Origin of the sequence: Paraburkholderia sp. BR10937 (genome assembly GCF_040965695.1) — a bacterium.
Lineage (GTDB): Bacteria > Pseudomonadota > Gammaproteobacteria > Burkholderiales > Burkholderiaceae > Paraburkholderia.
Window position 1 is genome coordinate 160,311 of sequence record NZ_JBFRCL010000008.1, and the last position, 24,709, is coordinate 185,019.

Sequence of the window (24,709 nt, forward strand, 5' to 3'; positions counted from 1 at the left end):
CCCCCGAGGGTCATTGCGGCACCTGTGCAACGGGTTCCGCCGTTGCGGGCTGTGCGGGAGGCGGTCCGCTCGCCGGTTGCGGCACGCTCATCTGCTCGGCCTGCACGACCCACCCGCCGCCCATCGCCATGTAGAGGTTGACGAGGTTCGTCAGCGTCGCGGCCCGGGTCTGCGTCTGCTGCAGTTCCGCGTTGAACAGATTGCGCTCGGCATCGAGCACCTCCAGGTAGCTCGTATACCCCCCCTCGTAGCGCAGCCGCGCGAGCCGCAGATACTTGCGCAGCGACGCGACCTGATCGTTCTGAATCTCGAGCTGCTCACGCGACTTTTGCGTCGAGATCAGCGCGTCGTCAACCTGCTGGAACGCGATCTTTATCGCATTTTCGTAGGCGAACAGCGCCTCCTGCTGACGCGCGTCGGCCTGCTTGTTCTGACCGTAGATGTTGCCGCCCGTAAAGAGCGGCATCGTTGCCGAGCCGGCGAACGCCCATACCCGAGCAGGTCCGGTGAAAAGACTGGAGAACTGCGTACTCACTGATCCGAAGAGCCCCGTGAGCGAGATCTGTGGGAAATACAGCGCGCGCGCCGCACCGATCAGCGCATTTTGCGCAACCAGATTCTGCTCGGCCTGCAGCAGGTCCGGGCGGCGTTCGAGCAGGTCCGACGGCATGCCCGCAGGCACGGCCGGCGTCGACAGATCCACCAGTGCGCGCCCGCGCAGGATCGGCTCGGGATTGCTGCCGAGCAGTACCGCAATCGCGTCTTCCTGCTGAGCGATCTGCTGCTCGAATTGCGGGATGGTCGCCTTCGTCGCCGCATAGTCGGACTGGCTCTGCGCAAGCTCCATATCCGAGGTCTGCCCGAACTGCTGGCGCAGCGTGAACACATGCACGGAATCGGCGCGGCTTTCCGTTGTGCTCTTCGCGATTTCGAGCTGCGCGTCGAGACTGCGCAGCGTGATATAGGACGTTGCGACCGACGCGACGAGCGTCAGGATCGTCGCGCGGCGGCTCTGTTCGGCCGCGTTCACGTTGGCACGTGCCGCCTCGGTTTCACGCCGCACCTGGCCAAACAGATCGATGGTCCAGAAGGCAGACAGATTCGGCTGGAACTCGTTGAAGACCGGCGAGACGCCGGGCGGTATCGGCGTCGGCCCGTTCTGCGATGCGCGCTCGCGCGCCGCGCTGAAATTGGCACTCGCCTGCGGGAACAGTGCCGAGCGCGTGCTCACGAACTGTCCCATGAATTCGTCGACACGCGCGGCCGCCTGTTTCACGTTGAGGTTGTTTTCCAGCGCGGTCTTCACCAGGTCGTTCAGCACCGGGTCTTCGAACTGCTCCCACCACGTCGTGTTGGCGACGTCGGCCACATCCGGGTACGCAAACCGGTACGTTGCCGGCACGTCCAATTTCGGCCGCTCGTAATTGGGGCCGAGCAGACAGCCGTTCAGCAAGCCGATGAGCAGGACTGGCGCGGCGACGCGCGTGAAGGCTGCGGCACGCATGTCAGTCGCCCTCGTGCCGCGCGGACGGCGTGACGGTCGGCGAGCCAGCGCCGCCCGAGGCTGGTGGCGGCGCTTCGCTATCCGGCTTGGGCGTTTCCTTGCCGCCGCCCTTGCGCGAGCCAAGCGTCTCGATCCCCCAGTAGAACATCGGAATGAAGAACACGGCGATCGCGGTCGCACCGAGCATCCCGCCGATCACGCCGGTGCCGATAGAATGGCGGCTGTTTTGCGAAGCGCCAAGCGCAATGGCTAGCGGCACACAGCCGAGGATGAACGCAAGCGACGTCATCACGATCGGCCGCAGGCGCTCTTCCGCGGCGACGAGCGCGGCGTCGTACGGCGTCTTGCCGGTTTCCCGGTTCAGGACCGCGAACTCGAAGATCAGGATCGCGTTCTTCGCGGCGAGCGCGATCAGCATGGTCAGCCCGATCTGGAAGTACACGTCGTTGTTCAGGCCGCGCAGCAGGATCGCGAGCAGCGCGCCGAACAGCGCGAATGGCACCGCCATGAGCACGCCGAGTGGCAGCGACCACTTCTCGTATTGCGCCGCGAGGATCAGGAACACCATGATGATCCCGAACACGAACACGAGCCCCCCGGTCGAGCCCGACTTGATCTCCTCGAACGCCTCGCCGCTCCATCCGACGGCGTAGCCCGGCGGCATCTGCGCGGCGAGTTCCTTCAGGGTATCGATCACCTGGCCCGAACTGTAGCCCGGGGCCGCGTTCGCGGTAATTTTCACCGCCGGGAAGTTGTTGAAGCGCGTGATCAGGTCGGGTCCCGTGACGTACTTGTAAGTCATCACGGCCTTGATCGGCACCATGTTGTTCGAGCGGCTGCGCACGTAGATCTGGTCGAGGTCGGCGGGCGTGAGCCGGTAGCGTGGATCCGCCTGAACGATCACCTGCCATAGCCGCGCGTCCTTGTTGAACTGCGACACGTAAAGCGAGCCGAACATCGTCTGCATCGCGCTGTAGACCTCTTCGACCGGCACGCCGAGCGTCTCCGCCTGGTCGCGGTCCACGTTCACGAGCAACTGCTGCGAGCTTGCGTTGAACGTCGTGGTCACGCCGGTCAGTTCGGGGCGCGCCCTCGCCTTCGTCATGAAGTCCTGCACGACGCCCGCGAGCTGCTGGATGGAGCCGTCTCCGTGGCTTTCGATCCACATTTCGCTGCCGCCCGTCGTACCGAGACCTGGAATGGACGGCGGATTCACCGGTACGACGATGCCCTCCTGAATCTTCGAGAGCGTTTTGTATGCGTTAATCAGCACGGCACGTGCGTTTTGCTCCCTGATGTTCGAGAACTTGTACCGCTCGTCGAACCCCTTCAGTCCGACGAAGAATGTGCCCGCGTTGTTCTTGTTCTGGCTGTCGAGCAAGCTGTAGCCGCTCACGATCGTGATGCTGCTGACCGCGGGCTGCTTCATGAAATGGTCGGTGACCTTGTCGCCCACGGCAGCGGTGCGGTCGAGACTCGCGGCGTCCGGCATGATGATCGCGCCAAGCAGATAACCCTGGTCCTCGGGTGGCAGGAAAGCGCCGGGGATCGACTTGCCCATGAGGACCGCAAGCACGATCACGGCGCCGAAAACAAGCAGGCCCAACACGTAACGCCGGATGATGAACTGCACGGCGCGCCCGTAGCCGGCGGTCATCCGCGCGAACTGGTTGTCGAACCACCGGAAGAAGCCCTTTTTCTCATGGTGCGTGGGCTTGAGCAGAATGGCGGCCAGTGCCGGAGACAGCGTGAGCGCCACGATGCCCGAGAACACCACCGAGATCGCGATCGTGATTGCGAACTGCTTGTACAACTGTCCGGTGATCCCGCCCAGGAACGCAACCGGGACGAACACGGCGCACATGACGAGCACGATCGCGATGACCGGGCCCGACACCTCGTCCATCGCCCGCTTGGCCGCGTCTTTCGGACTCAGCTTGAATACGGTCATGTTGCGCTCGACGTTCTCGATCACGACAATCGCGTCGTCCACGACGATGCCGATTGCGAGCACCATGCCGAACAAGGTCAGCATATTGATCGAAAAGCCCAGTGCCGCCATCCCCATCGCCGTGCCGACGATCGACACCGGTACGGCCAGCACCGGAATGAGCGTCGCGCGCAGGCTCTGCAGGAACACGTACACCACGATCACCACCAGCACGAGCGCTTCGAAGAACGTATGAATCACGTCTGCGATCGAAGCACGCGTGAAATCCGTCGTGTCCAACGCGATCTGATAGTCGAGCCCCTCAGGAAACGACGTCTTGAGTTGCGCGAGCGTCTCGTGTACCTGCTTCGAAACGTCGAGCGCGTTCGCACCCGGTTGCTGGTAGACCGCGATGATCGTCGCGGGCTTGCCCTGGTAGGTGGTGCGATTCGAATAGCTCTTTTGACCCAGTTCGGACCGGCCAATGTCTTTCAGGCGGACGATCGCCGCGCCGTTGCTCGCTGCGCGGATGATGATGTTGTCGAATTCGGCGGCCGTCGCGAGCCGCCCGGTTGTCGTCACCGCAAACGACTGCTCGACCGGGTTGCCGGTTGGCGCCTGGCCGACCGTGCCGACAGCGAATTGCTGGTTCTGGGCGCGCACGGCGTTTTGCACGTCGCCGGCGGTGATGCCGAGTTGCGCCATGCGATCGGGCTTCAACCAGATCCGCATCGCATAATCTGGAGTGCCAAATATCGACGACTGGTTCGCGCCTGGAATCCGCTTGAGCGTGTCGAGCACATAGACGTTTGCGTAGTTCGCGATATAGGTCGGATCGAAGCGGTCGTCCGGGGAGTAGATCGCGATCACCATCATGAAAGCGTTCGACTTCTTCTGGACCTGGACACCCTGCGACTGCACCTGCTGCGGCAGTTGCGGCAGCGCGAGGTTTACGCGGTTCTGCACGTCGACCTGGGCAAGTTCCGGATTGGTGCCGATCCCGAAGAAGACGTTGAGCGTGTAGTTGCCCGTAGACGAACCGGACGAATACATGTAGATCATGTTGTCCGCGCCGTTGACTTGTTGCTCGATCGGCGCCGCCACGTTGTTCGACACGACGTCCGCGCTGGCCCCCGGGTAGGTCGCGGAGACCGTGATCTGCGGCGGCGTGACGTCTGGATACTGCGCGATAGGAAGAGAGAACAACGTCAATGCGCCGCCGAGCGTGATCACGATCGAGATGACGGACGCGAAGATGGGCCGGTCGATGCAGAAGTGCGAGATGTTCATCGAGTCGCCCCTTACTGCGACGCGCCGCTGCTTGCGGCAGGCGCCGTCGCGCGCGTGGCCGCACTCACCTGCGGCGCTGACGCCCCGCCTTTCTCGACGACCGCCTTGCCGCCGGTCTGCGTCGAAGGGAGCGTTCCGGCAATCTTGAGCGGTACGTCGGGCACGACGCGGATCGCGCCGTCTACCACGATGCGCTCGCCGGCCTTCAGGCCATCGTTAATGAACCAGTTGTCACCGCTCCAGTCGCCAACTTCCACCACGCGCTGCTTCGCCTTCGACTCATTGTCCACGACCCATACGAAGTGGCTCTTCGCGCCCTGCAGCACCGCCCGTTGCGGTACGAGAATGGCATTCGGCCGCGTGGCGCCCGTCACGCGCGCGCGCACGAACTGCCCCGGCCGCAACGTGCCCTTCGGGTTCGCAAGCGAGGCCCGTACGAGGAACGTGCCCGTGTCGGTGCTGAACGCCGGATTCGCAAAACTGATGGTGCCGTGCTGCGGAAATTCCGTGCCGTCCGCAAGTAGCACTACCACGACGAATTCGCTATTCGGCGGGAAGATCAGCTTGCCCGCCGAAATCTCGTCCTGAAAGTGGAGCATTTCGTTTTCGGAAATGCTGAAGTTCACCCAGATCGGATCGAGCTGATAGACAAACGTAAGGAGACCAGATGAATTGGCGATCAGATAGCTGCCGTCCTGCTGTCTTGCATAGCTCGCGAGGCCATCCAGCGGCGACTTGATTGTCGTGTAGCCGAGGTTGAGTTCCGCGGTCTCGACCTGACCTTGGGCGGAAATCACCGCGGCCTGGGCCTGCTTCTCGTTGCCAATCGCGTCGTCGAGATCCTTCTGGCTCAATGCCTGTTGCGCGGCGAGCGGCTTGACGCGGGCAAGATTCTGCTGCGCTACCGTGAGCCGCGCCTGCTGCTGCGCAAGCTCGCCCCGCGCCGTCTGCAGCGCGGCCTGAAACGGCTTCGGATCCATCAGGAACATCGTCTGGCCGGCCTTCACCTTGTCGCCTTCGGAGTACGTCCGCCGGTCGAGAAAGCCGTCCACGCGCGCACGAATTTCGACTTCACGTGAACTCTGCGTCTGTGCGGTGAACTCGAGCTGAACCGGGGTGTCCTGAGCCGTGACCGTCATCACCGTGACTTCCGGTGCGCCGAGCGCTGGCGGCCCCGATGCCTTCTTGCAGCCGGCGAAGAGCGTCAGCGCAATGACGACGAAGATTAGCGGCAGGCGGTCCCGGCGTGCCGCAACCCGGGGTAACGGTCGATGCTCGGGAAAGAACGGTCCGCTCATGAATGGCCTCCCGCAACGCGCCGGACCTGCGCATCGCCCCGGTACGCGCGCGCCATGGTCACCTCTGCGTTGCCCGCTCCCACTGTTCGCGAATTGGATCAGCAAGGATCTGCACACTGCGCTGGACACGGCGCCGGCTGAAGCATGACGGGGCCAGCCGACTTGCCGCTCCCGGACGATTGCCCACGCCGGTTATGACTTCTTCGATACAACGTGCCCGGATGATTCGCGCGAAGACCGGAATGATCTTTGGGTCGCTGGCTGGGGTGCCGCGCATACGGCGCGCTCGAAGCGCCACCCGCGCTGCCCGGCGCGTTGGTATCGGCGCCGTCCTGTCACGGCGCTCGTAGTCGTCAAGTGTGGTAGCCGTCCAGGGCAAAAACAATGAGACTTTGGTCCGATATTCCGCCGAGCACGCCTTTTGCTGTGCACGGCAGGGACGCAGCGGTTGCCAGGGCAACCGCCACGCGGTATGCCCACGTCAGGGCCGGCGAGAACCGGCTATGGGACTTTTGCTCAACCGTTGAAGTTGAAAGCCACGCGGGGAGCGTGGCCGGTCGCTGTCAATTGCAACCGTGACTACTCGCTGTGCGATAACAGGTCGTGCCGCCGGGCCCACGCACGACGCCTTTTCCGTTCGCCGTCTTCGCCTCGCCGCCCCGATTGTTCTGGGTCGTCCGGACACCATTCTGATTCGTCTGAGATGTCCAGGCGGTACCCGTATTCCTGTTGTAACCGCCCGCGGAAGAGCCATTACCACAGACTGTTTGTCCACGGTTGTTGGTCGCGCATTCCGCAAATGCGCTTGAACTGATCATTAAGCATGCCACTAGCAACACGATCTTCATGGCGATACCACAGCCTCTTCCTCCGGGCACACGTTGAGAACGGGTGCCCGAGTCTTGCCGCCCACGTTACGACAGGAACCGTGGCGCTAGGGGAAACCCCTCTACCGGAACCACGATATCAAGATCAATTATTTGAAAAGCGCATTCTTACCACATCAGAATGCGAATTACGCATTCTTGTGCATCCCAACATCAACCGGAAGATGGAACTACGCCAGCTCGAAGCCTTCGCCGCAGTGATCACGTCCGGCAGCGTCACCGCCGCCGGACGCTTGCTGGGGCGCTCGCAGCCAGCGATCACGCGGCTGATCCAGGAGCTCGAAACGGAGGTCGGCTATGCGCTGTTCACGCGCAACGGCCCACGCGTCACGCCGACCGAGCAAGGCATCCTGCTCTACGAGGACGTCGAGCACGTGCTGACGGGCGTGCAACAGATACGCAAGCGTGCCGGCGAAATCGGCCGCGGCGAAAACCGGCCGCTGCGCATCGCGGCGACTTCCGCCCTCGCCTCCGGCCTTGTGCCCGTCGCGCTCGCGCGCACCGATCTCGCTGCCACCGCGCAGACGGTCCAGCTGCGCAGCCTGCCCCCCGAACAGGTCGTGCACGATGTCCTCACCGGCGCGGCCGATATCGGCGTGGCGAGCCTGCCGCTCGAACATCGCGGCGTGGTCGTGCACTGGATCGGGCAATCCGCGTGCGTTGCTGCGCTGCGCGACGACGATCCGCTAGCCCGCTCCGAGCGGCTGAAGCTGTCGGCCTGCGAGGGCCGGCGCATCGTCACGATGCAGAACCCGTATCGCCTGCGCCGCCGGCTCGATCATGCGTTCGCACAAGCAGATGTTTCCCCAGCGGGACTCATCGAGACGAATTCGTCGATGAACGCGCTGACCGCGGTTCGCGCCGGTCTCGGCATCTCGGTGCTAGAACCGGTCACGGCCTACGGCATGCCGCTGGCCGGCGTCGCGATCCGCCCGATCGACGCCGACATTCCGTATTTCTTCGGCGTGATCTCGCGCGATGCCATTGCGCTGCCCCCCTCGGCTGTGACGCTCATCGATGCGCTCGCCGACGCAGCCCGCGCCGTGCTGCCCGATTTCGCGCTGCGCGCGAGCGCCGAACACGCCCAAGTCCTGCAGTCGCTGTATGGCGATCTGCCCGCCACCAAGGAATCGTTGCCGTAATGAATCCGACCACCCATCGTCCGCAGGTCTCGCCGCGCTCGGCCATCTCGGCATCGACGCCGTCATCTACGATCAGTCGCCACGCGGTTTCGAAGGTCCATGGGCTACCACCGCGCGCATGGAAACATTACGTTCTCCGAAGCAGCTGACGGGCCCTGCCTTGGGCCTGCCCTCGCTCACGTTCCGCGCGTGGTTCGAAGCGCAGTTCGGCGGGCAGGCGTGGGACGCGCTCGACAAGATCCCGCGCCTGCAATGGATGGACTATCTGCGCTGGCATCGCGATGTGCTCGACATCGACGTGCGCAACGAACACCGGGTTACCGCGATCACGCCGGGCGCATCGGCGATGGACGTTCTACGTCACGTTCGGCTACACCGTCACCTATGCGAAGCAGGTGCTCAAGCTGCCCGTTTCGGAAAGCTTCATGGTGCAAATGATCGCGGCCATCGTCACGCCGATCGCGGGCGCGCTATCCGACCGCTACGACCGCAAGACGCTGTTGGTCGGCTCGCTGGGCGCCTACCTGGTGGCGATCTATCCGCTCTATGCCTGGATCGTGGCGGCGCCGTCCGTCTCCCGGCTCCTCGTCGCGCAGATCGTGATCGGCGTGGTGAGTGCGACCTTCCTCGGCGTCTACTGCACGACGCTGGCCGAGATGTTCCCCAAGCGCACGCGCGCGACCCCGCTCGCAGTGGTCAATAACGTCGTCGTTCTGATCTTTGGCGGCTTTGCGCAGACGTTCGTGACCTGGCTCATCATGCTCACGGGCTCGCCGCTGGCGCCGGTGCTCTATGTGATGATCGGCATCGCGCTCAGTCTCGTGGCCGTTGTGGCGCTGAAGCCGGGCCATTTCAGGCGGGGCAGTGCAAGCGCCGCGCAAACCACCGGGTGAGGCAGCGGGCTCTTCCAGGTTGAAGGGGGTGAAGTCGAGCATGTGGCGACTGGAGCATGCCGTGACGCGGCCCCCTCACGTCACCTTGCTGTCGTCAGGATTCCGTCGCCGTCGGATTCCGTCTGTGCGCTCGACGCGTTGCCTACCCGTTCGATCTGCACTTGCATCGACCGTGCGTCGGTCAGCCCCAGCGCTTTCGCCGCGGCATAAGAGAGATCGATGATCCGGCCTTTCACGTAGGGGCCGCGATCATTGATGCGCACCACGACCGACTTCCCGGTTGCCACCGATCTGACGCGCACATAGCTGCCGAGCGGCAAGGTTCGATGGGCAGCCGTGAATGCGCCGGTATTGAAGCGTTCTCCGTTTGCGGTCTCATGCCCCTGGAACTTCTCCGCGTACCAGGATGCCTCGCCGGATTGCACCACCTCGTGCCGCATATGGCAGGATTCACCCCGGCACGCGGCTTGCCGGGGCGCCATCTGTCCGCACGCTGTGAATAACGCACAGATTGCGAAAACGCTCAAATAGCGCAGTGATGGCGTCATGAACCACATGTCAGTCAATGAGCGATGGCTCAACGTTTTCAAAGGTGGCTAGCATACCGCGTTCCCGGCCGACATAAAATCCTGGCAACTTTTCGGGTTTCATGCAATGGGCAGATAAGTCCGGCCCTCATTTCGTGGCAGGTCCCCCGAAACGAGCCCCCTCGATGCGGAGGAAGGGCTCGTCAACTCCTCGACTTACTGACCGAAGTAAATCGGCTTCATGCTGTCACCGGCGGCGGGTGCGCCGGACGCCGTCGTACTGCCTGCCATCCCGCCGTAACCGCTCGCGCCGTTCTGCGCGGCCACGCGTGCTTCGGCCGCCTGGATATCGGCCGGATAGTTGGTGTTGTCGCCGTCGCCTGGGCGGTAGCCGGCCTGTTCGAGCTGAACCAGTTCGGCACGGACCTGCTCAGGCGTTACGGCGCTGTTCGATTGTGCGAACGAGACGACCGGCGCAGCCATGACGGTAAGGATAACGAAGGTTTGACCAAGAGATTTCATGATGAGATTCCTCTAACGATTGCCACGTAGGGTGCGAAAAGCTTGAACCGGTGCGCAGGCTCTATACGCTCTCGCAATTTTTCCTGCGCCCCCGGCGGCCCCCATTACTTGACGGAGGCTTGAATCCCCGCTTGTTGTGTCCGCCACGTTTTTGTTTGCACTGCCCAGCGGCCTGTGTCGAATCCACCCGAAGCGCAGGCGGCACCGTGGGTCCGCTGCCACCATGCGTGGTGATCGAAATTGCGCAGAAAATCGGCGCGGCGGCGCTCACGGAGGTAGTGCGCCGCCACGCCGGCCACAGCGATCGCAAGCACGATCGTGCCGGCAGTCGTGCCCAGCCAGGTTGGGTCCACGTCAGCCTCCCAGCGCCTCTGCGCTTCATGTGCCGTTGGACACTCAACCGTGGTAGTAGCCGTCGCCGACGGAGTTCTCCAGCACGCCGTCGACATACACGCCGACGGGGTCGCCATCGGCGGATGTGAGCAGCGAGCCGGGGTGCTGACCGAGGATTTTGATCCGGCCGCCCTGGAACCTGGCCATTTCCCGGTGATCGAGTTCCACCAACTTTTGAAGATCGCGGATGGTGAGCGTGGTCATGATGGGTCTCCTCGAGCAGGACGGTTGCAGGAACGGCAAGCGGCAAGCCGCTTGCAGCACGCTATGCAGATGTCATGCCATACGGGAGCGCTCTGCGCGGCGCCCTTCCCCGCGCGCATCGCGATGATGCGAGTCTGGGCGAGACCATCACCTGGCCGGGGGATGTTGGGCAATTGCCAACAGGCTGGCCGCTTCGCGCGTCAGCCGGTCTGTTGTGATCGTTCGTCGGTTGTCTAACGCCCGGCGATCCGCGCATCGAGCGCCGTGCGCAATGCGCTCACCACGTCGGCCCATTCGCCGCGGCGCGTTTGGCGGAACAGACGCGCATCGGCGTACCACGGGCTGTCGTCGCGATTCAGCTGCCAGCGCCAGTCCGGTGTGAACGGGAGTGCAATCCACATGGGCTTGCCGAGCGCGCCCGCAAGATGCGCGACAGCCGTATCGACGGCGATCACGAGATCGAGTTGCGCGACGAGCGCAGCAGTTGCCGAAACCGTCGTCAGGCGCGCGCCGGCGTCGATCAGCCGGCCGCGCTGCACGAGTTCGTCCATGCACGCGCGGTCGCGCTCGCGCAGCTCTTTTTGAAGCGACACGAAGCGCACATCGGCGTCGAACAGCGGCAGGAGTTCCGCAAGCGGCATCGAGCGATTGCGATCGTTCACATGCGTCGTGCTGCCCGACCAGACCAGCCCCACACGCAGCCGCCGGTCGCCATTCTGATCGGGGCCGATCACATCGGACCACGACGCGCGCGCGGCAGCGTCGGCGTCCGCGTCGAGATACGCGCCCGAAGTCACGAAATCTGCTTCGCGCAGCGCGAGTGCGTGCGGCAGGCTCAACATCGGCACGTGGTAGTCGAACGCAGGCAGTTCCGACGAATCGCCGATGACGTTCGACGCACCCGCTACGTTCTGCAACAACGGCAGCAGTACGTCCTGCACGCGCACGATCACGTTCGCGCCCTTCGCATGCAGGCGGTCGACGAAGCGCACGAACTGCAGCGTGTCGCCGAGACCTTGTTCCGCGTGCACGAGCACGGTCTTGCCCGCGAGCGGCTGGCCCTTCCATTGCGTCGCGTCGGGGAAATCGTGCGTCATCGTGCCGTCGCGCCAGCGCCATTCGTATTCGCGCCAGCCGTGCTCGAATTCGCCGAGCAGCAGATTGGTCTGCGCGCGATTGGTGCGCGCACCCGCGTCGTTCGTGTCGATCGACAGCGCCTTCTTGAAGTGGCGCAGCGCGTCGTCGAAGCGATGCAGGTCGCGCAACGCGACGCCCAGGTTCACGTACGCGGCGACGAAATTCGGCTTGAGTTCGATTGCCCGCCGATACGCGTCGAGTTCCTCGTCGTAACGGCCCAGCTCGCCGAGCAGCGTGCCGCGGTTGTAGTGCACTTCTGCCGAAAGCGGATAACGGCGCGCGAGGCGCGCGAGATACGCGAGCGCGGCCTCGGCCTCCTCCAGCTGGATAAGCGACATGGCCGCGCCATGCAGCGCTTCGACGTGATCAGGCGCGAGCGCCAGCAGGCGTTCGTAGAGTGCGACGGCCTGGCTGTGACGTTGCGCGAGCTGGCAAATGCGGGCGGCCTGCTGCAACTGCTCTGGAACCGTTGCGGCCGGCTGTGCCGCGCGCCACGCGTATTCGGCGGCGCCCGCGTAATCCTCGCGCGTGGCGTAGACAAAGGACATTGCTTCCAGCGCACCCGCGTGATTGGGATGCGCTTGCAGGATCGATTGCAGGTCGAGCTCTGCGGCGTCGATGCGGCCGGCGGTGAAATGCTGCTTCGCCTGGGCGAGCAGCGCGACGATGGTGTCAGTCATGGGAACGCGGGGCGCTCGCGCCCGAATGCATGGGGTGAGGACTCAAGCCGGCATTTTACCTCAGCCGCGCCCGCGCAGTTTCGTCGCTCCACGTCACCGGGCATCATCATAGCGAACGGCGAATTCGATCTGAAACGTGGAACAACATGTATTTCTTCGCGTTATTCATTCACGGTAATAATCAGGAATCTGGATCGCGAAATCTTTCGTGAAATTACGATAAAAATTCGATAAATGGCGCCTTTAGACCAGCGCGTGGGCGCGCGGAAATATCCTTGTTTTACTGGATATTTCGATTCATCAGGCTCTCGATGTAATAGTCTGGAATAGGTAAGGCAATGTTAGTCAATAATCGTGGCACGCATGCCACAACTGCTGAAAATCATTCTGGATATCGCGTTATGCTCAGCGCTCGCTCGCATTCGAGCGATAAACAAAGCAATGGAGTCACGATGAAAAAGAACACCCTGTCCGCTCTCGCAGTCGCCGCAGCTACTTTCGCCAGCGCCGCACACGCGCAAAGCTCGGTTACGCTCTACGGTTTGATTGACGCGGGCGTCCTGTACACGAGCAACCAGTCGGGCAGCTCGAACGTGCAACAGTCGAGCGGCGCACTCAACGGCAACCGTTGGGGCCTGCGCGGTAGCGAAGACCTGGGCGGCGGCCTCAAGACGATTTTCGTGCTCGAGAGCGGCTTCAGCATCTCGACGGGCGCGGCGAAACAAGGCAGCCGCATGTTCGGCCGCCAGGCGTTCATCGGTCTTTCGAGCGACCGCGCCGGCGCAGTCACGCTGGGTCGCCAGTACGACAGCGTGGTCGACAACCTGGGCGGACTGTCGCTGAACGGCACGCAGTACGGCGGCACGCTCGCCGCGCACCCGTACGACAACGACAACCTCAACAATTCGTTCCGCGTGAGCAATTCGCTCAAGTACCAGAGCGTGAACTACGGTGGTCTCAAGTTCAATGCCCTGTACGGTTTCTCGAACGCCGCCGGCGGCTTCGCGAACAACCGCGCCTACAGCGTCGGCGCCACGTACTCGTTCGGCGGCCTCAAGGCAGGTGCGGGCTATCTTCAGCTGAACAACTCGGGTTCGACCATCAACAGCAGCGGCGCGGTCAGCGACGACGCGACCTTCACCGCATCGCGTCAGCGCACGTATGGCGCCGGCCTGAACTACGCCTTCGGCGCGGCCAACGTGGGCTTCGTGTTCACGCAAACGCAACTGAGCAATCTCACGGCCATCAACTCGTCGAACGCGGGCGCGACGACTTCGTTCGCCGGCAACAGCGCGCGCTTCAGCAACTTTGAGCTCAATGGCCGTTATGCGTTCACGCCTGCATTCACGCTGTCGGGCGCTTATACGTACACGGACGCGAGCCTGGACGGCGTGAATCCGAAGTTCCATCAGTTCACGCTGCAGGGCGACTACGCGCTTTCGAAGCGTACCGACCTGTACGCCGAAGCCGCGTACCAGCGTGTCGTGGATGGCGAGGGCAAGATTCACGCGGACATCATGGGTGTTTCCGCGTCGGATTCGAACTCGCAAGCCGTGGCGACTGTGGGTATTCGCCATCGCTTCTAACGCGACGATCGCTCGCAACGTGAGCGCCGCGCCAGCGGCGTTCTGAGCACGGGCAGGCAGACGCTTTGTCTGCCTGCCCGTGTGCTTTCACCATTACCTTTAGAAGCTCAAGCTATCGACGCATCGAGCTGACTCGCGAGCGCGTTCAAGTCGTTCACCACGAAATCCCAGGCCTGCTCCGCCGTCAGGTCAGTCTTCTGGGCAGGACCGTGCTCGGTCGGCCGCACGACGAAAGCGGTCGAAAGGCCGAGCCGGCGCGCCGCGGCAAGGTCGCCGTTATGCGCCGCGACGAGACACAGTTCGGCGGGCGCGAGACCCAGAATGTCCGCCGTCTCCGTATACACCAGCGGCGAGGGCTTGTAAGCGCGCACCACTTCGGCGCCGAGAATGGCGTCCCATGGCAAGCCGGCGCGCCTCGCGATATCCACCATGAGCCGGATGTTGCCGTTCGACAACGGGGCGACGATGAAGCAACGTTTCAGGCGATTCAGCGCCTCGACCACGTCCGGCCATGGATCGAGACGATGCCAGGCCAGGTTGAGTTCGTCGATCTCGGCGTCCGTCACGCCGGCAATACCGCTTCGCGCGAGCACCTTCACGAGGTTCTCGCGATGCAGCACGTCGAGGCGCACGTAGGGTCGGCGTCCGCTGCGGACTTCCTCCATGGAAGGCGAATACTCGCGGCGCCAGGCGTCGGCGAACTCGAAAGCATCGAGATGCGGTGCGTGGCGCTGCAGAAAAGCGGCGGCTGCCCTCGCGACGCCGCTTCGCCAGTCCACGACGGTGCCGAAAACGTCGAATACGAGGGCCTTGATTTCGGTACGGTTCGTCATAGGGGCCAGAGTGAGGAGTGGATCGGAGCACGGCATGGTGAACCGCCTCGGCCAGGCGGCAAAAGCGGCGTAATGCACATTGAAGCACTCAAACCGGATTCGCGTTGAACGTTGCGCCACTACCCTGCGCCCCTCAGGCCGCTTGGGCCTCCAGCTCGCGCCCTGGAATCGCAGCGAGCAGCGCGCGCGTGTAAGGGTGGCACGGTGCGCGCCAGATGACCTGATGGTCGCCGCTCTCTACGATCTTGCCCTGTTGCATCACGTGCACACGGTCGGCGATGTAGCGCACGACCGAAAGATCGTGCGAAATGAAGAGCATGGAAAGCCCCAGCTCGCGCTTGAGTTCGACGAGCAGATTGAGGATTTGCGCCTGGATCGAGACGTCCAGCGCCGATACCGGCTCATCGCAGATCAGCAATGCGGGTTCGAGCACGAGCGCGCGCGCAATGCCGATGCGCTGACGCTGTCCGCCCGAGAATTCGTGTGGAAAGCGCGCGAGCGCCGCAGCCGGCAGGCCCACACGTTCGAGCACCGAGCACACACGCACACGGCGCGCTGCCGCGTCGCCAACCCCGTTCACGGCCAGCACGGTTTCGAGAATATCGCCGACGGTGCGGCGTGGGTTCAGCGACGCATAGGGATCCTGAAAGACCATCTGCACCTGGCGCCGCAATGGTCGCAACGCCCTTTCGCCTAGCGGGACGAGTTCGGTGCCGTCAAGCGCGATCGATCCGTCCGCGACCGGCACGAGGCGCATGATTGCGCGCGAAAGCGTGGACTTGCCGCAGCCCGATTCGCCCACGAGCCCGACCGACTCGCCCCGGCCAATATCGAACGAGACGCCGTCGACGGCGTGAAGTGCCGGCGCGCCATGGCGCTGCGGGTACGCCACGCGCAGGTCGCGCACGGCGAGCAGCGGTACGGCGTCTGTCGCCTGAAGGCTCGATGCCGTACGCTCGGGCACCTTGCGCGGCACCACCACGAAGCCCACCTCCTCGTCGGCGCGATCCGCCCGATCTGCCGATGCCGTGTGGCGGATTTCCGGCAAGGTCCACGAGCGGTAGTGCAGATCATCGGCGAGATTGAGTGAAGCGCCCAGGAGCCCTCGCGTATAGGCGTGGCGCGGACGCGCAAAGAGATCCGCCGTTGGCGCTTCCTCGACCTTGCGCCCGGCCAGCATCACCGCCACGCGGTCCGCGTGGTCGGCCACGACGCCCAGATCGTGCGTGATCAGCAGGAGCGACATCGACAGCTCGCGGCGCAGCGCGTCGAGCAGTTCGAGAATGCGCGCCTGGATCGTGACGTCGAGCGCGGTGGTCGGTTCGTCGGCGATCAGCAGACGCGGGCGGCACGCCACGGCCATCGCGATCATCACGCGCTGTCGCTGGCCGCCCGATAGCTCGTGCGGGTAGTCGTCGAAGCGGCGCTGCGGCTCGGCAATGCGCACGAGATCGAGCAGTTCGACGGCGCGCGCGCGAGCGGCCCGGCGCGACAGCGCTTCGTGCTGGCGCAGCGTCTCCACGATCTGCGCGCCCACGCTGAGCACGGGATTCAGCGAGGTCATCGGCTCCTGAAAGATCATCGAGATCTGTTGGCCGCGCAACTCGCGCACCGCCCTGGGGGGCAGGCCCAGCAGCTCTCGCCCTTCGAAGCGCACGCTACCCGTGACGCGTCCCGGCTCGGGAACGAGTTGCATGAGCGAGAGCGCCGTGGCGGACTTGCCGCTGCCCGACTCGCCCACCAGCGCGAGCGTCTCGCCCGCCGCGATGTCGAAGCTCACGCCGCGCACCGCTTCGTGTGCCCCGAAACTCACGCGCAGATCGCGCACTTCGAGCAATTGGCTCACGGGACACCTTTACGGTCGTTGCCGCTGGCGCGGATTGAGGGCCTCGGTCAGGCCGTCGCCGAGCAGATTGAGGGCGAGCACCGCGAGCACGATGGCGGCGCCGGGAATCGCCGTGAGATACCACGCCGTGCGCAGCGAATCCCGTCCCGCGCCGATCATCGCCCCCCAGCTGATGACATTGGGGTCGCCCATGCCGAGGAACGACAGCGACGATTCGATCAGGATCGCGCTCGCCACCATCACCGAAGCCGTGACGATCACGGGCGGCAGCGCATTGGGCAGGATTTCGCCGAAGATGATGCGCGTGTTGCTGAACCCCTGGCTGCGCGCCGCGAGCACGAAGTCCGAGCGCCGCAGCGTGCGGAATTCCGCCCGCACGATCCGCGCGACCGTGGGCCACGAGGCGATGCCAATGGCGAGCGCGATCACTACCACGTTGGGCCGCCCGATCGCCACGAGCACGATCACGAGCAGAAAGGACGGTACGGTCTGGAACAGTTCGGTGAGACGCACCAGCGCGTCGTCGACGAGGCCGCCGAAATAGCCGCCGATGGCGCCCACCAGCGTGCCGATCACGAGCCCGATGCCAGCCGAGGCGGCGCCGATCAGCAGCGAAACGCGCGCGCCATGCGCGATGCCGGCCGCTACGTCGCGCCCGAGCGAATCGGTGCCCAGCCAGAATTGCGGATCGCTGCCCGGCCATTCGAACGGTCCGCCCACCATGTCTAGCGGGTCGCCCGGGTAGAGTCGCGGCGCGAGCACGGCGAGCACAACGAATGCAGCGAGTAGCGCGAGGCCGGCGCAGGCCGAAGGGTTGCGCAGCAGCGCGCGCCAGAAAGCGTGCCCGGCGCGGTGCGCGGGTGCACGGTCGCGATCGGCGCCGCGGCGGCCGAGCAGCGCGAACGTCAACTGACGTCGCCACGGCGAACCCTGGCGCGCGGCTGCGCGTCGTGCGTCAACCGGCAGATCCGGCGATTCGAAACTCATTGAGATTCCTCCGTTAGCCTACGCGCGGATCGAGCCACGCCTGCAGCAGATCGACCACGACGTTCGCGACGATGACGAGCAGCGACGACAGCAGCAGCACACCCAGCAGCACGCTGAAGTCGCGCGCCAGCACCGCGTCGAGCGCGAGGCGCCCCAGCCCCGGCCAGCTGAATACCGTCTCCGTCACGGCCGCGCCGCCGAGCAGCGTGCCGAAATGCAGCCCCACGAGCGTGGTGAGCGGCATCAGCGCGTTACGCAGCACGTGGCGCGACGTCACGCGCCACGGGTGCAGACCTTTGGCCTGCGCCGTGCGTACGAAGTCCTGGCGCTGCACTTCGATCATCGCGGCGCGCGTAATGCGTGCGTAGATCGCGACGAAGAAGGTGGCGAGCGTCGCTGCGGGCAGCAACACGTGCCTCGCGACATCGGCGACGTAGGCGACGCCGTGCAGGTCCGCCCCGATCGTGACGTTGCCGCCGCTCGGCAGCCACCCTAGCCGGACCGCGAACAGAATGATGGCGAGCAGGCCGATCCAGAACCCAGGCGTCGAATAGAACAGCAGCGCAAACACCGACAGCACGCGATCGGGCCACTTGCCGACCCAGTGCGCCATCACGGCGCCGAGCACCACGCCAGCGACGAGCGCGAGCGTGAGCGCCACGCCCATCAGCAGCAAGGTGTTGGGCAAGCGCGAAAGGATCAGCTGCATCACGGGCATGTCGTAGCGTGGCGAATAGCCAAGGCTGAAATGCGCGAGATGCTTCAGATACGTCCCGAGTTGCACGAGCAAGGGCTGGTCGAGCCCGAACTTCGCGCGCAGCATCGTCATCGTTTCCGTCGTCGCGGAGCCGGCTTCGCCGGCGATCACGTCGGCGGCGTCGCCCGGCATAAGCTTGAGCAGGAAGAAGTTGAGGATCACGATGCCCAGCACCGTCGGCAGCGCCTGCCAGGCGGTGCGGCGCAGGATCGTTTGCCAGCGGGCGCTGCGGCTCATCGTTGGGCTCCGTCAAAGGTTGCTACGCGCATTTGGCACGCGCTCATGCGCTCAGCCAGACATCGGCGAAGTTGCCTTCCAGACCCTGCGCGCTCACCGTGTGATCGTGCACGCGCCGGTTGCCGAGCGTGACCATGCGCGGCGCGACGAGATTGAGGATCGGCAGATCGCGGTAAACGGTCTGCTGGAACAGTTTGTAGAGGCTCACGCGACGGCCTTCGTCGATTTCGACCGACGCCGCTTCGAGCAGACGGTCCGCTTCCGCACTGCTGTAGTGCGGTGCATTCGAGAACGGCACGCCGGGACGGATATTCTTCGACCAGTAAAGGCGCTGCACGCCCACGGCCGGATCGAACAGCGTGTTGACGCCGATGCTCGTGAAATCGAACTGGCGGTCCGCATAGACACGCTTGAGGAATGACGGCAGATCCTGCGAGCGCACCGTGACGTCGATACCCACGCGCGCGAGCGCCGATTTCACGTAGCCGGCCTGGCGCTGGTACATGTCGCCATACGGCAGGTAGTCGTGCGTCAGCCTGAAGCGCACGCCATCCGCGCCGCGCGGCCTGCCTGCCGCATCGAGCAGCGCCTCGGCCGCATGGGGATCGAACGCGTACGGCGTGATCTGCGCATCGTGATACGGCGAGGCGGGCGTGATAGGCGTGGGCGAAACGTCCGCATAACCGTAGGCCACGGTCTTTTGCACGACCTGCGCATTGATTGCGTGCGCGATGGCCTGGCGCACGCGCGGGTCCTTGAGCACCGGATGATCGAGATTGAAATCGATCTCGGCCAAAGGCTCGAGGAAGCGGTAGCCACGCGTTTCGGTCACGAGCTGCGGCAATTGCGTGAGGCGCGGCAAGTCGGTGAGCGGCACGGGGTTCTCGCCGCCCAGATCGAGCGCGCCGGTTTCGAACGCCGCCGAGCGCGCGGCCGGATCGGGAATGACCTTGTAGACGAGCGCATCGATATACGGCTTGCCCGCGTCCCAGTAGTCGGGATTGCGCTCGTAGACAATGCTCGCGCCGCGCGTCCACGACTTGAAGCGAAACGGTCCGGTGCCAATCGGCGCATTGTTGTGCGGGTTCGTGAGCGGGTCGCCCGTGGCGTACAGATGCTTCGGCACCATCGGCGACTCGCCCGCCGAAAGCGCCTTGAGCAGAAATGGCGCGGGCTTCGACAGTTCGATGATGGCCGTGCTCGCGTCGGGCGTCTGCACCTGCGTCACGTTCGCAAAGGTACTGCGTCCGCGCGGGTGAATCGCTTTGAGCAAATCGACCGAGAACGCCACGTCCGCGGAAGTGAACGGCTGGCCATCGTGCCAGCGCACGTTCCGACGTAGCTTGAACGTGTAGCGCAGACCGTCGGGGCTCACGCTCCAGGCGGTGGCCAGTTGCGGTTGCGGCTGCAGGTCGAAGTCATAAGCAAGGAGTCCTTCCAGCACCTTCGAGCTTGCTGCGAGCGCTGGCCCGGTGGTCTGGAAGATCGACACGAGCACGGGCGGCTCGGGATTGATCAGCACTTTCAACGTGCCACCGCGTTTGCGCGCAATGGCGCCCTGGGCTCGGGCGAGCACTGGCAACCCCGCTGCTGCTGCAGCCGCGCCGCCTGCAATGAGAAATTCACGACGGGTCAAACGTGACATGCTGATGCGTTCCGATATCTATGAGGCTACGAGCGGCTAAACGTTGCGATCTGCGAGAGCCGGGAAATTCGCGCCGTGGCGACAGTGTCGCGCCGTGGCGACAGTGCTGCAATCGTAGCAACGGCCCCCTCGCGCGCTAACCAAGCGATGCTGCTATCCATATGACCCGCCGCGCCAATCGGCAACCGCCGCAGCGCGACAACGCAATTGGAAAGCAGAAAAGCTTCTTTGTTATTCGCGTGCCGCCCGTGTTTAATCGGTGGCTTGACCGATCGACCAGCACGGCGCCCAGCGCCGCAACGAACCTCCAGGGGTGTCTGTCTTGAGCGAATTTCCCGTGGCCGAGCCGCGCACATCTGCTGTTGCATCGACGCCCTTCGTTTCCGTCGCCTCCCCCGCCGCCTTTTCCAATAGCCCGGTGGCGCGTGCATTCGCGCAGCCGCTCATGCTGGGACTGTTCCTGCCGATCCAGGCTGGCGGCTGGAGCGCTTCGACGCTGCCGCGCGGCACGGACTGGTCGTTCGACTACAACGCGGCGCTCGTGCAGAAGTGCGAAGCGCTCGGATTCGATCTCGTCTTCGCCCTGTCGCAATGGCTGCCGAAAGGCGGCTATGGCGGCGTGTTCGACGGCCATGCGCTCGACTCGTTCATGACGCTGGCGGCGCTGACCGCACGCACCGAGCGCATCATCCTGGCCGCCACGACCCATGTGCTCTACGGGCCCTGGCACCCGCTGCACTTCGCGAAGTTCACAGCCACGCTGGACCACATTTCGCGCGGACGCTGGGGCATCAACGTGGTCACGGGGCACCGCGCCATCGAGCACGAGATGTTTGGCTGGAACCGCATCGAGCACGACCGGCGCTATGAGATGGCCGCCGAATTCCTCGACGCCGTGCAGCAGTTGTGGGCGCAACCGGACAACTTCAGTTTCGAGCCGGAACTTTCGGGCTGGCGCCTGCAAGGCGCGTACGTCACGCCCAAGCCGCGCTATGGCCGCCCGCTGCTCATCAATGCGACGGGCTCCGACGCGGGGATCGACTTCGCCGCGCGCTACTCCGACGTGGTGTTCATCACGAGCCCGGCGGGACCGCAGATCGATCGCGCGCTGGAAGCGCTGCCCGCGCACACCGCGCGCGTGAAGGCCGCGGCGCGTGTATACGGGCGCGAGGTGCGCACGCTGATCAATCCGATGGTGATCTGCCGCGAGACGTCCGCCGAGGCGCGCGCCTATCACGACGCCATCGTCGCGCACGCCGACGAGGGAAGCTTTCACCGCTTCGACAGCGACGCGCATGCGTGGCGCGGCGGTTTCGAGGATCGCGCGAAGGCGGCCTCACGCGCGGTGGGCGGCAACATTGCGATCGTGGGCTCGCCCGAAGAGGTGGCCGACAAGATCATCAAGCTTCACGCGGCAGGCATCGACGGTGTGCAACTGAGCTTCTACGACTTTCAGCCCGACCTCGACTTCTTCGGCGAGCGCGTGCTGCCTCTGCTGCACGAGGCTGGCCTGCGCCGCTGAATCGTGTCGTCGCGGCGCCCGAAGTGCGCCGCGCAACGCCGCACATCAGGCGCGCTGAAGCGCCTCGCCAACCGCCCCCTCGCCCACGGCCGGCCGCTCGAGCCCGAGATGAGAGCGCAACGTATTGCCTTCGTATCCGGTTCGAAAGAGCCCACGCCGTTGCAGGATCGGCACCACGCCGTTCACGAACGCCTCCAGCCCGTCCGGCAGCGCGTCTGGCATGAGGTTGAAGCCGTCGGCGGCCTCGCCCTTGAACCAGTGCTCGATATCGTCGGCGATCTGCTCGGGTGTCCCGACGATCACGCGATGCCCGCCGCCGCCCGCGAGCGCGCGGATCAACTCGCGCACCGTATGGCCGCCTCGGCGTGCCTCAGCGATCGTGGCATGAAAGAACGTGTGATTGCCGTTGCCGCCGTTCGGTAGCGCGAGGTGCTCCGGCAGGCGCGCGTCGAGGTCGAGCTGATCGGGCGACAGGCCCAGCGTGCCGGCGAGGCGCGTGAGGCTGTAGCGCCAGGGGATCTGCTCGACGAGTTCGTCGCGGCGCCGCAGCGCCTCGGCTTCGGTCGCGCCGATAATGGTCGTGAGGCCCGCGAGCACCTGCACGCCCTGCGTGCGCCCGTACGCTGCAGCGCGCGCATTGAGGTCGCGCCGGTACGCCACCGATTCCTCGAACGATTGCGAAGCGGAAAACACGGCCTCGGCGTGGCGCGCCGCGAGATCGCGGCCATCGCCCGATCCGCCCGCCTGCACGAGCACAGGATGACCTTGTGGCGCGCGCGGAAGATTCAATGGCCCCTGCACCCTGAAAAAGCGCCCTTCATGCGCGACCGGCCGCACCTTCGTCGCGTCGATGAAACGGCCGCTCGCCTTGTCGCCGATGAAGGCGTCGTCGTCCCAGCTATCCCAGAGGGCCTTCACGAGTTCCGTGAACTCCGCGGCCCGCGCATAGCGCTGCGCGTGATCGGGCACCGTGGCGTGGCCGAAATTGCGCGCAGACGGCAAATCGGCCGTCGTCACGACATTCCAGCCCGCACGGCCACGACTGACATGATCGAGCGTGGCGAAGCGGCGCGCGATGTTGTAGGGCTCGTTGTAGCTCGTCGAGGCCGTGCCGATCACGCCGATATGCGTGGTCGCCGCCGCAATGCTGGCGAGCAGCACCGTGGGCTCGAGCGCCGTGATCGGACGGAAGTCGATCTGGTCGATGATCGCCGCGTTGTCGGCGAGAAAGACCGCATCGAACTTCGCGCGTTCGGCGAGTTGCGCGACCCGCACATAGTGCGCCACGTCCACGAATGCGCGCGGATCGGCATCGGCAAGACGCCACGCCGATGGCACGAAGCCCGAATGGAGGATATTGACGTTCAAATGCAGGCGGCGCGACGAAGTGCGGCTCATCTTTTGGACTCTCCCTGGATGATCGGTTTCAGAACACGCGGCCTTCGGTGAGGTGCGTCGTCACGCCGTTCAAGGCGTAGTCGCCCACGACGCGCGCCTTGTGCAGCAGCGGGTTGTGACTGAAGATCGTGCGCAGGTTGCGCCAGTGCCGGTCGAAATTGTGCGCACGCGAAGTGGCCGACGCCCCGCCGGCTTCGAACAGGCGCTCGCCGGCTTCGAGCGCCAGCTTGCTCACCACGAGCTGCGTGCGCGCCGTCGCCAGCGCGCCTTCCAGCACGAGCTGATCGGCGTCTGGCGCACCCGCACGGATCGCCTGCGCCGATCGATCGAGCGTGCGGGCGTTCTCGCGCACCAGCGCGTCGATCGCATGGCTGTGCGCGGAGAGCGTGCCGACGACCTGCTGAATGAAGGCATCCTCGCGCGCGGAGGGCGCCGTGCTGTGCAGGACGGGGCGCCCATGCTCCAGCACGTAGCGCCTCGCGTCCGCGACCACGTTGCGAACGATGCCCGCGGCCACCGCCACGAGGTGGAGTTGCCGCAGCGCGCCGCCATGACGGCCGGCAAGCGTGGCCAGGCCGCGTTCCGTGATCTCGTCGGCGCGCACGAGCAGGTTTTCGAACACGAGACTGCCGCTTGCCGTCATGCGTTGCCCCATGCCGTCCCAGTCGTCGAGCACCGTGAGCCCTTCGCGCCGCACCGGGACGATCGCCACCACGGGCTGGCCCTCGTCGTTGAGCACGCTCAGGCGTGCGTAGTCGGAAAAGGCCGTGCCGGTCGAATAGTATTTGCGGCCGTCGAGCCGGTAATGCTCGCCGTCGCGCCTGAGCGCCGTCGTGTATTCGCCGGGACGCGACGTACCCAGCTCGGTCGAGGCGCCCCCGAAAATGGCGCCGTCGATCACGCGCTGGATCTGCAAATCGTTGAACGGCGTGCGCGCCGACAGCAGCAGCGCTTCGGTCTGATCGTAGTGAATGCGCAGCGCGTGCGCGAGATTGCTGTCGGCCGCGGCCAGCGTCGCGATCACGTCGAATTCGTCCACGAGCGAGCCGCCCAGGCCGCCCCATTCCACCGGCAACCTGAGGCGTCCCAGCCCCGAGCGCCGGAACGCCTCGAAGCCCTCGAAAGGCAATTCGCGGCGCCCTTCGCGCGCGGCTGCGTCTTTGCCGATTTCATTCGCGAGCGATGGCAAGTCTGCTAGCGCATCCTGCAACGACAAACCGGCCCCGCGAGCGCGCACCGGAAGTTGAGTGGGAAGAGCGGACATTGCGTTTTCCTTTTTGTCAGGCCCGCGAACTATTTCGATTCCCGGGCGGCCACGAGGCGTTTAGCCAAAAAGAAAAGTATAGGGAGCGCATTGCGCGCGACTAACCACCGAATTCGCATTTTGTTATTCGCATCTCTGCGTTGGCCTGCAGTTCGCGCAAGCGGGCAGCCCGATATTGCGGCCAAAGCAAATCACCCTCGCGTGTAGACCTATTTCACGATTCGTTC

18 protein-coding genes and 2 pseudogenes are annotated in these 24,709 nt (G+C 64.7%); 5 read left to right on the top strand and 15 right to left on the bottom strand.

The genetic code is table 11. From position 1 onward, the window contains the following. Positions 1 to 10 precede the first annotated feature (10 nt). From AB4Y44_RS09440 to AB4Y44_RS09450, 3 genes are read right to left on the bottom strand one after another with little or no spacing between them, the layout of a single operon-like run. A complete protein-coding gene (locus AB4Y44_RS09440; RefSeq protein WP_368699311.1) occupies positions 11 to 1,504 on the bottom strand; it encodes an efflux transporter outer membrane subunit in 1,494 nt (497 codons plus the stop codon). 1 nt (position 1,505) lies between these two features. Then, positions 1,506 to 4,724, bottom strand: a complete 3,219-nt coding sequence (locus AB4Y44_RS09445; RefSeq protein ID WP_342920737.1) for a multidrug efflux RND transporter permease subunit — start codon at positions 4,722 to 4,724, stop codon at positions 1,506 to 1,508. Between the two features lie 11 nt (positions 4,725 to 4,735). Then, positions 4,736 to 6,022: an efflux RND transporter periplasmic adaptor subunit gene (locus AB4Y44_RS09450; RefSeq protein WP_368699312.1), complete on the bottom strand. Its 1,287-nt coding sequence runs from the start codon at positions 6,020 to 6,022 to the stop codon at positions 4,736 to 4,738. A gap of 1,051 nt (positions 6,023 to 7,073) precedes the next feature. Between AB4Y44_RS09450 and AB4Y44_RS09455 the strand changes: the two genes are divergently transcribed. From AB4Y44_RS09455 to AB4Y44_RS09465, 3 genes and pseudogenes are all read left to right on the top strand, one after another. Further along, positions 7,074 to 8,051: a LysR family transcriptional regulator gene (locus AB4Y44_RS09455; RefSeq protein ID WP_368699313.1), complete on the top strand. Its 978-nt coding sequence runs from the start codon at positions 7,074 to 7,076 to the stop codon at positions 8,049 to 8,051. A 31-nt stretch (positions 8,052 to 8,082) separates the two neighbouring features. Next, positions 8,083 to 8,379: pseudogene (locus tag AB4Y44_RS09460) on the top strand (FAD-dependent oxidoreductase); the annotation flags it as partial. Between the two features lie 106 nt (positions 8,380 to 8,485). Further along, entirely contained in the window at positions 8,486 to 8,944 is a 459-nt protein-coding gene (locus AB4Y44_RS09465; protein WP_368699331.1) for an MFS transporter, read from the top strand. Between the two features lie 80 nt (positions 8,945 to 9,024). Here the strand turns inward: AB4Y44_RS09465 and AB4Y44_RS09470 are convergent. The 5 genes and pseudogenes from AB4Y44_RS09470 to AB4Y44_RS09490 form a co-directional block, all read right to left on the bottom strand. Further along, positions 9,025 to 9,366, bottom strand: a pseudogene (locus AB4Y44_RS09470) (septal ring lytic transglycosylase RlpA family protein); the annotation flags it as partial. Between the two features lie 321 nt (positions 9,367 to 9,687). Beyond that, on the bottom strand, positions 9,688 to 9,993 hold the full coding sequence (locus AB4Y44_RS09475) for a DUF4148 domain-containing protein (protein WP_342920733.1): 306 nt from the start codon (positions 9,991 to 9,993) through the stop codon (positions 9,688 to 9,690). 104 nt (positions 9,994 to 10,097) lie between these two features. Then, positions 10,098 to 10,346 (bottom strand): hypothetical protein, encoded by a 249-nt coding sequence (locus tag AB4Y44_RS09480; protein WP_368699314.1) that lies wholly within the window; start codon positions 10,344 to 10,346, stop codon positions 10,098 to 10,100. Positions 10,347 to 10,389: 43 nt separating this feature from the next. Next, positions 10,390 to 10,590 carry a hypothetical protein gene (locus AB4Y44_RS09485; RefSeq protein ID WP_368699315.1) on the bottom strand — a complete coding sequence of 67 codons (201 nt, stop codon included), beginning with the start codon at positions 10,588 to 10,590 and terminating at the stop codon, positions 10,390 to 10,392. 233 nt (positions 10,591 to 10,823) lie between these two features. Further along, positions 10,824 to 12,407 carry a tetratricopeptide repeat protein gene (locus AB4Y44_RS09490; RefSeq protein ID WP_368699316.1) on the bottom strand — a complete coding sequence of 528 codons (1,584 nt, stop codon included), beginning with the start codon at positions 12,405 to 12,407 and terminating at the stop codon, positions 10,824 to 10,826. A gap of 452 nt (positions 12,408 to 12,859) precedes the next feature. Between AB4Y44_RS09490 and AB4Y44_RS09495 the strand changes: the two genes are divergently transcribed. Next, a complete protein-coding gene (locus AB4Y44_RS09495) occupies positions 12,860 to 13,993 on the top strand; it encodes a porin (RefSeq protein WP_368699317.1) in 1,134 nt (377 codons plus the stop codon). A 107-nt stretch (positions 13,994 to 14,100) separates the two neighbouring features. Here AB4Y44_RS09495 and AB4Y44_RS09500 read toward each other — a convergent pair whose 3' ends face one another. The 5 genes from AB4Y44_RS09500 to AB4Y44_RS09520 form a co-directional block, all read right to left on the bottom strand. After that, positions 14,101 to 14,826 (bottom strand): haloacid dehalogenase type II, encoded by a 726-nt coding sequence (locus AB4Y44_RS09500; RefSeq protein WP_368699318.1) that lies wholly within the window; start codon positions 14,824 to 14,826, stop codon positions 14,101 to 14,103. Between the two features lie 133 nt (positions 14,827 to 14,959). Further along, positions 14,960 to 16,672 (bottom strand): ABC transporter ATP-binding protein, encoded by a 1,713-nt coding sequence (locus tag AB4Y44_RS09505; RefSeq protein ID WP_368699319.1) that lies wholly within the window; start codon positions 16,670 to 16,672, stop codon positions 14,960 to 14,962. Positions 16,673 to 16,681: 9 nt separating this feature from the next. After that, positions 16,682 to 17,659: an ABC transporter permease gene (locus AB4Y44_RS09510; RefSeq protein WP_342920726.1), complete on the bottom strand. Its 978-nt coding sequence runs from the start codon at positions 17,657 to 17,659 to the stop codon at positions 16,682 to 16,684. A 13-nt stretch (positions 17,660 to 17,672) separates the two neighbouring features. Then, positions 17,673 to 18,653, bottom strand: coding sequence for an ABC transporter permease (locus tag AB4Y44_RS09515; protein WP_368699320.1), 981 nt, complete (start codon positions 18,651 to 18,653; stop codon positions 17,673 to 17,675). A 43-nt stretch (positions 18,654 to 18,696) separates the two neighbouring features. Then, positions 18,697 to 20,298 (bottom strand): ABC transporter substrate-binding protein, encoded by a 1,602-nt coding sequence (locus AB4Y44_RS09520; RefSeq protein ID WP_368699321.1) that lies wholly within the window; start codon positions 20,296 to 20,298, stop codon positions 18,697 to 18,699. 337 nt (positions 20,299 to 20,635) lie between these two features. Between AB4Y44_RS09520 and AB4Y44_RS09525 the strand changes: the two genes are divergently transcribed. Further along, complete coding sequence (locus tag AB4Y44_RS09525) at positions 20,636 to 21,820, top strand: LLM class flavin-dependent oxidoreductase (RefSeq protein WP_368699332.1); 1,185 nt, start codon at positions 20,636 to 20,638, stop codon at positions 21,818 to 21,820. 45 nt (positions 21,821 to 21,865) lie between these two features. Here the strand turns inward: AB4Y44_RS09525 and AB4Y44_RS09530 are convergent, their stop codons facing one another. Both AB4Y44_RS09530 and AB4Y44_RS09535 read right to left on the bottom strand, forming a co-directional pair. Continuing rightward, a complete protein-coding gene (locus tag AB4Y44_RS09530; RefSeq protein WP_342920723.1) occupies positions 21,866 to 23,218 on the bottom strand; it encodes an LLM class flavin-dependent oxidoreductase in 1,353 nt (450 codons plus the stop codon). Between the two features lie 28 nt (positions 23,219 to 23,246). Further along, entirely contained in the window at positions 23,247 to 24,482 is a 1,236-nt protein-coding gene (locus AB4Y44_RS09535) for an acyl-CoA dehydrogenase family protein (protein WP_342920722.1), read from the bottom strand. Positions 24,483 to 24,709: the final 227 nt, after the last annotated feature.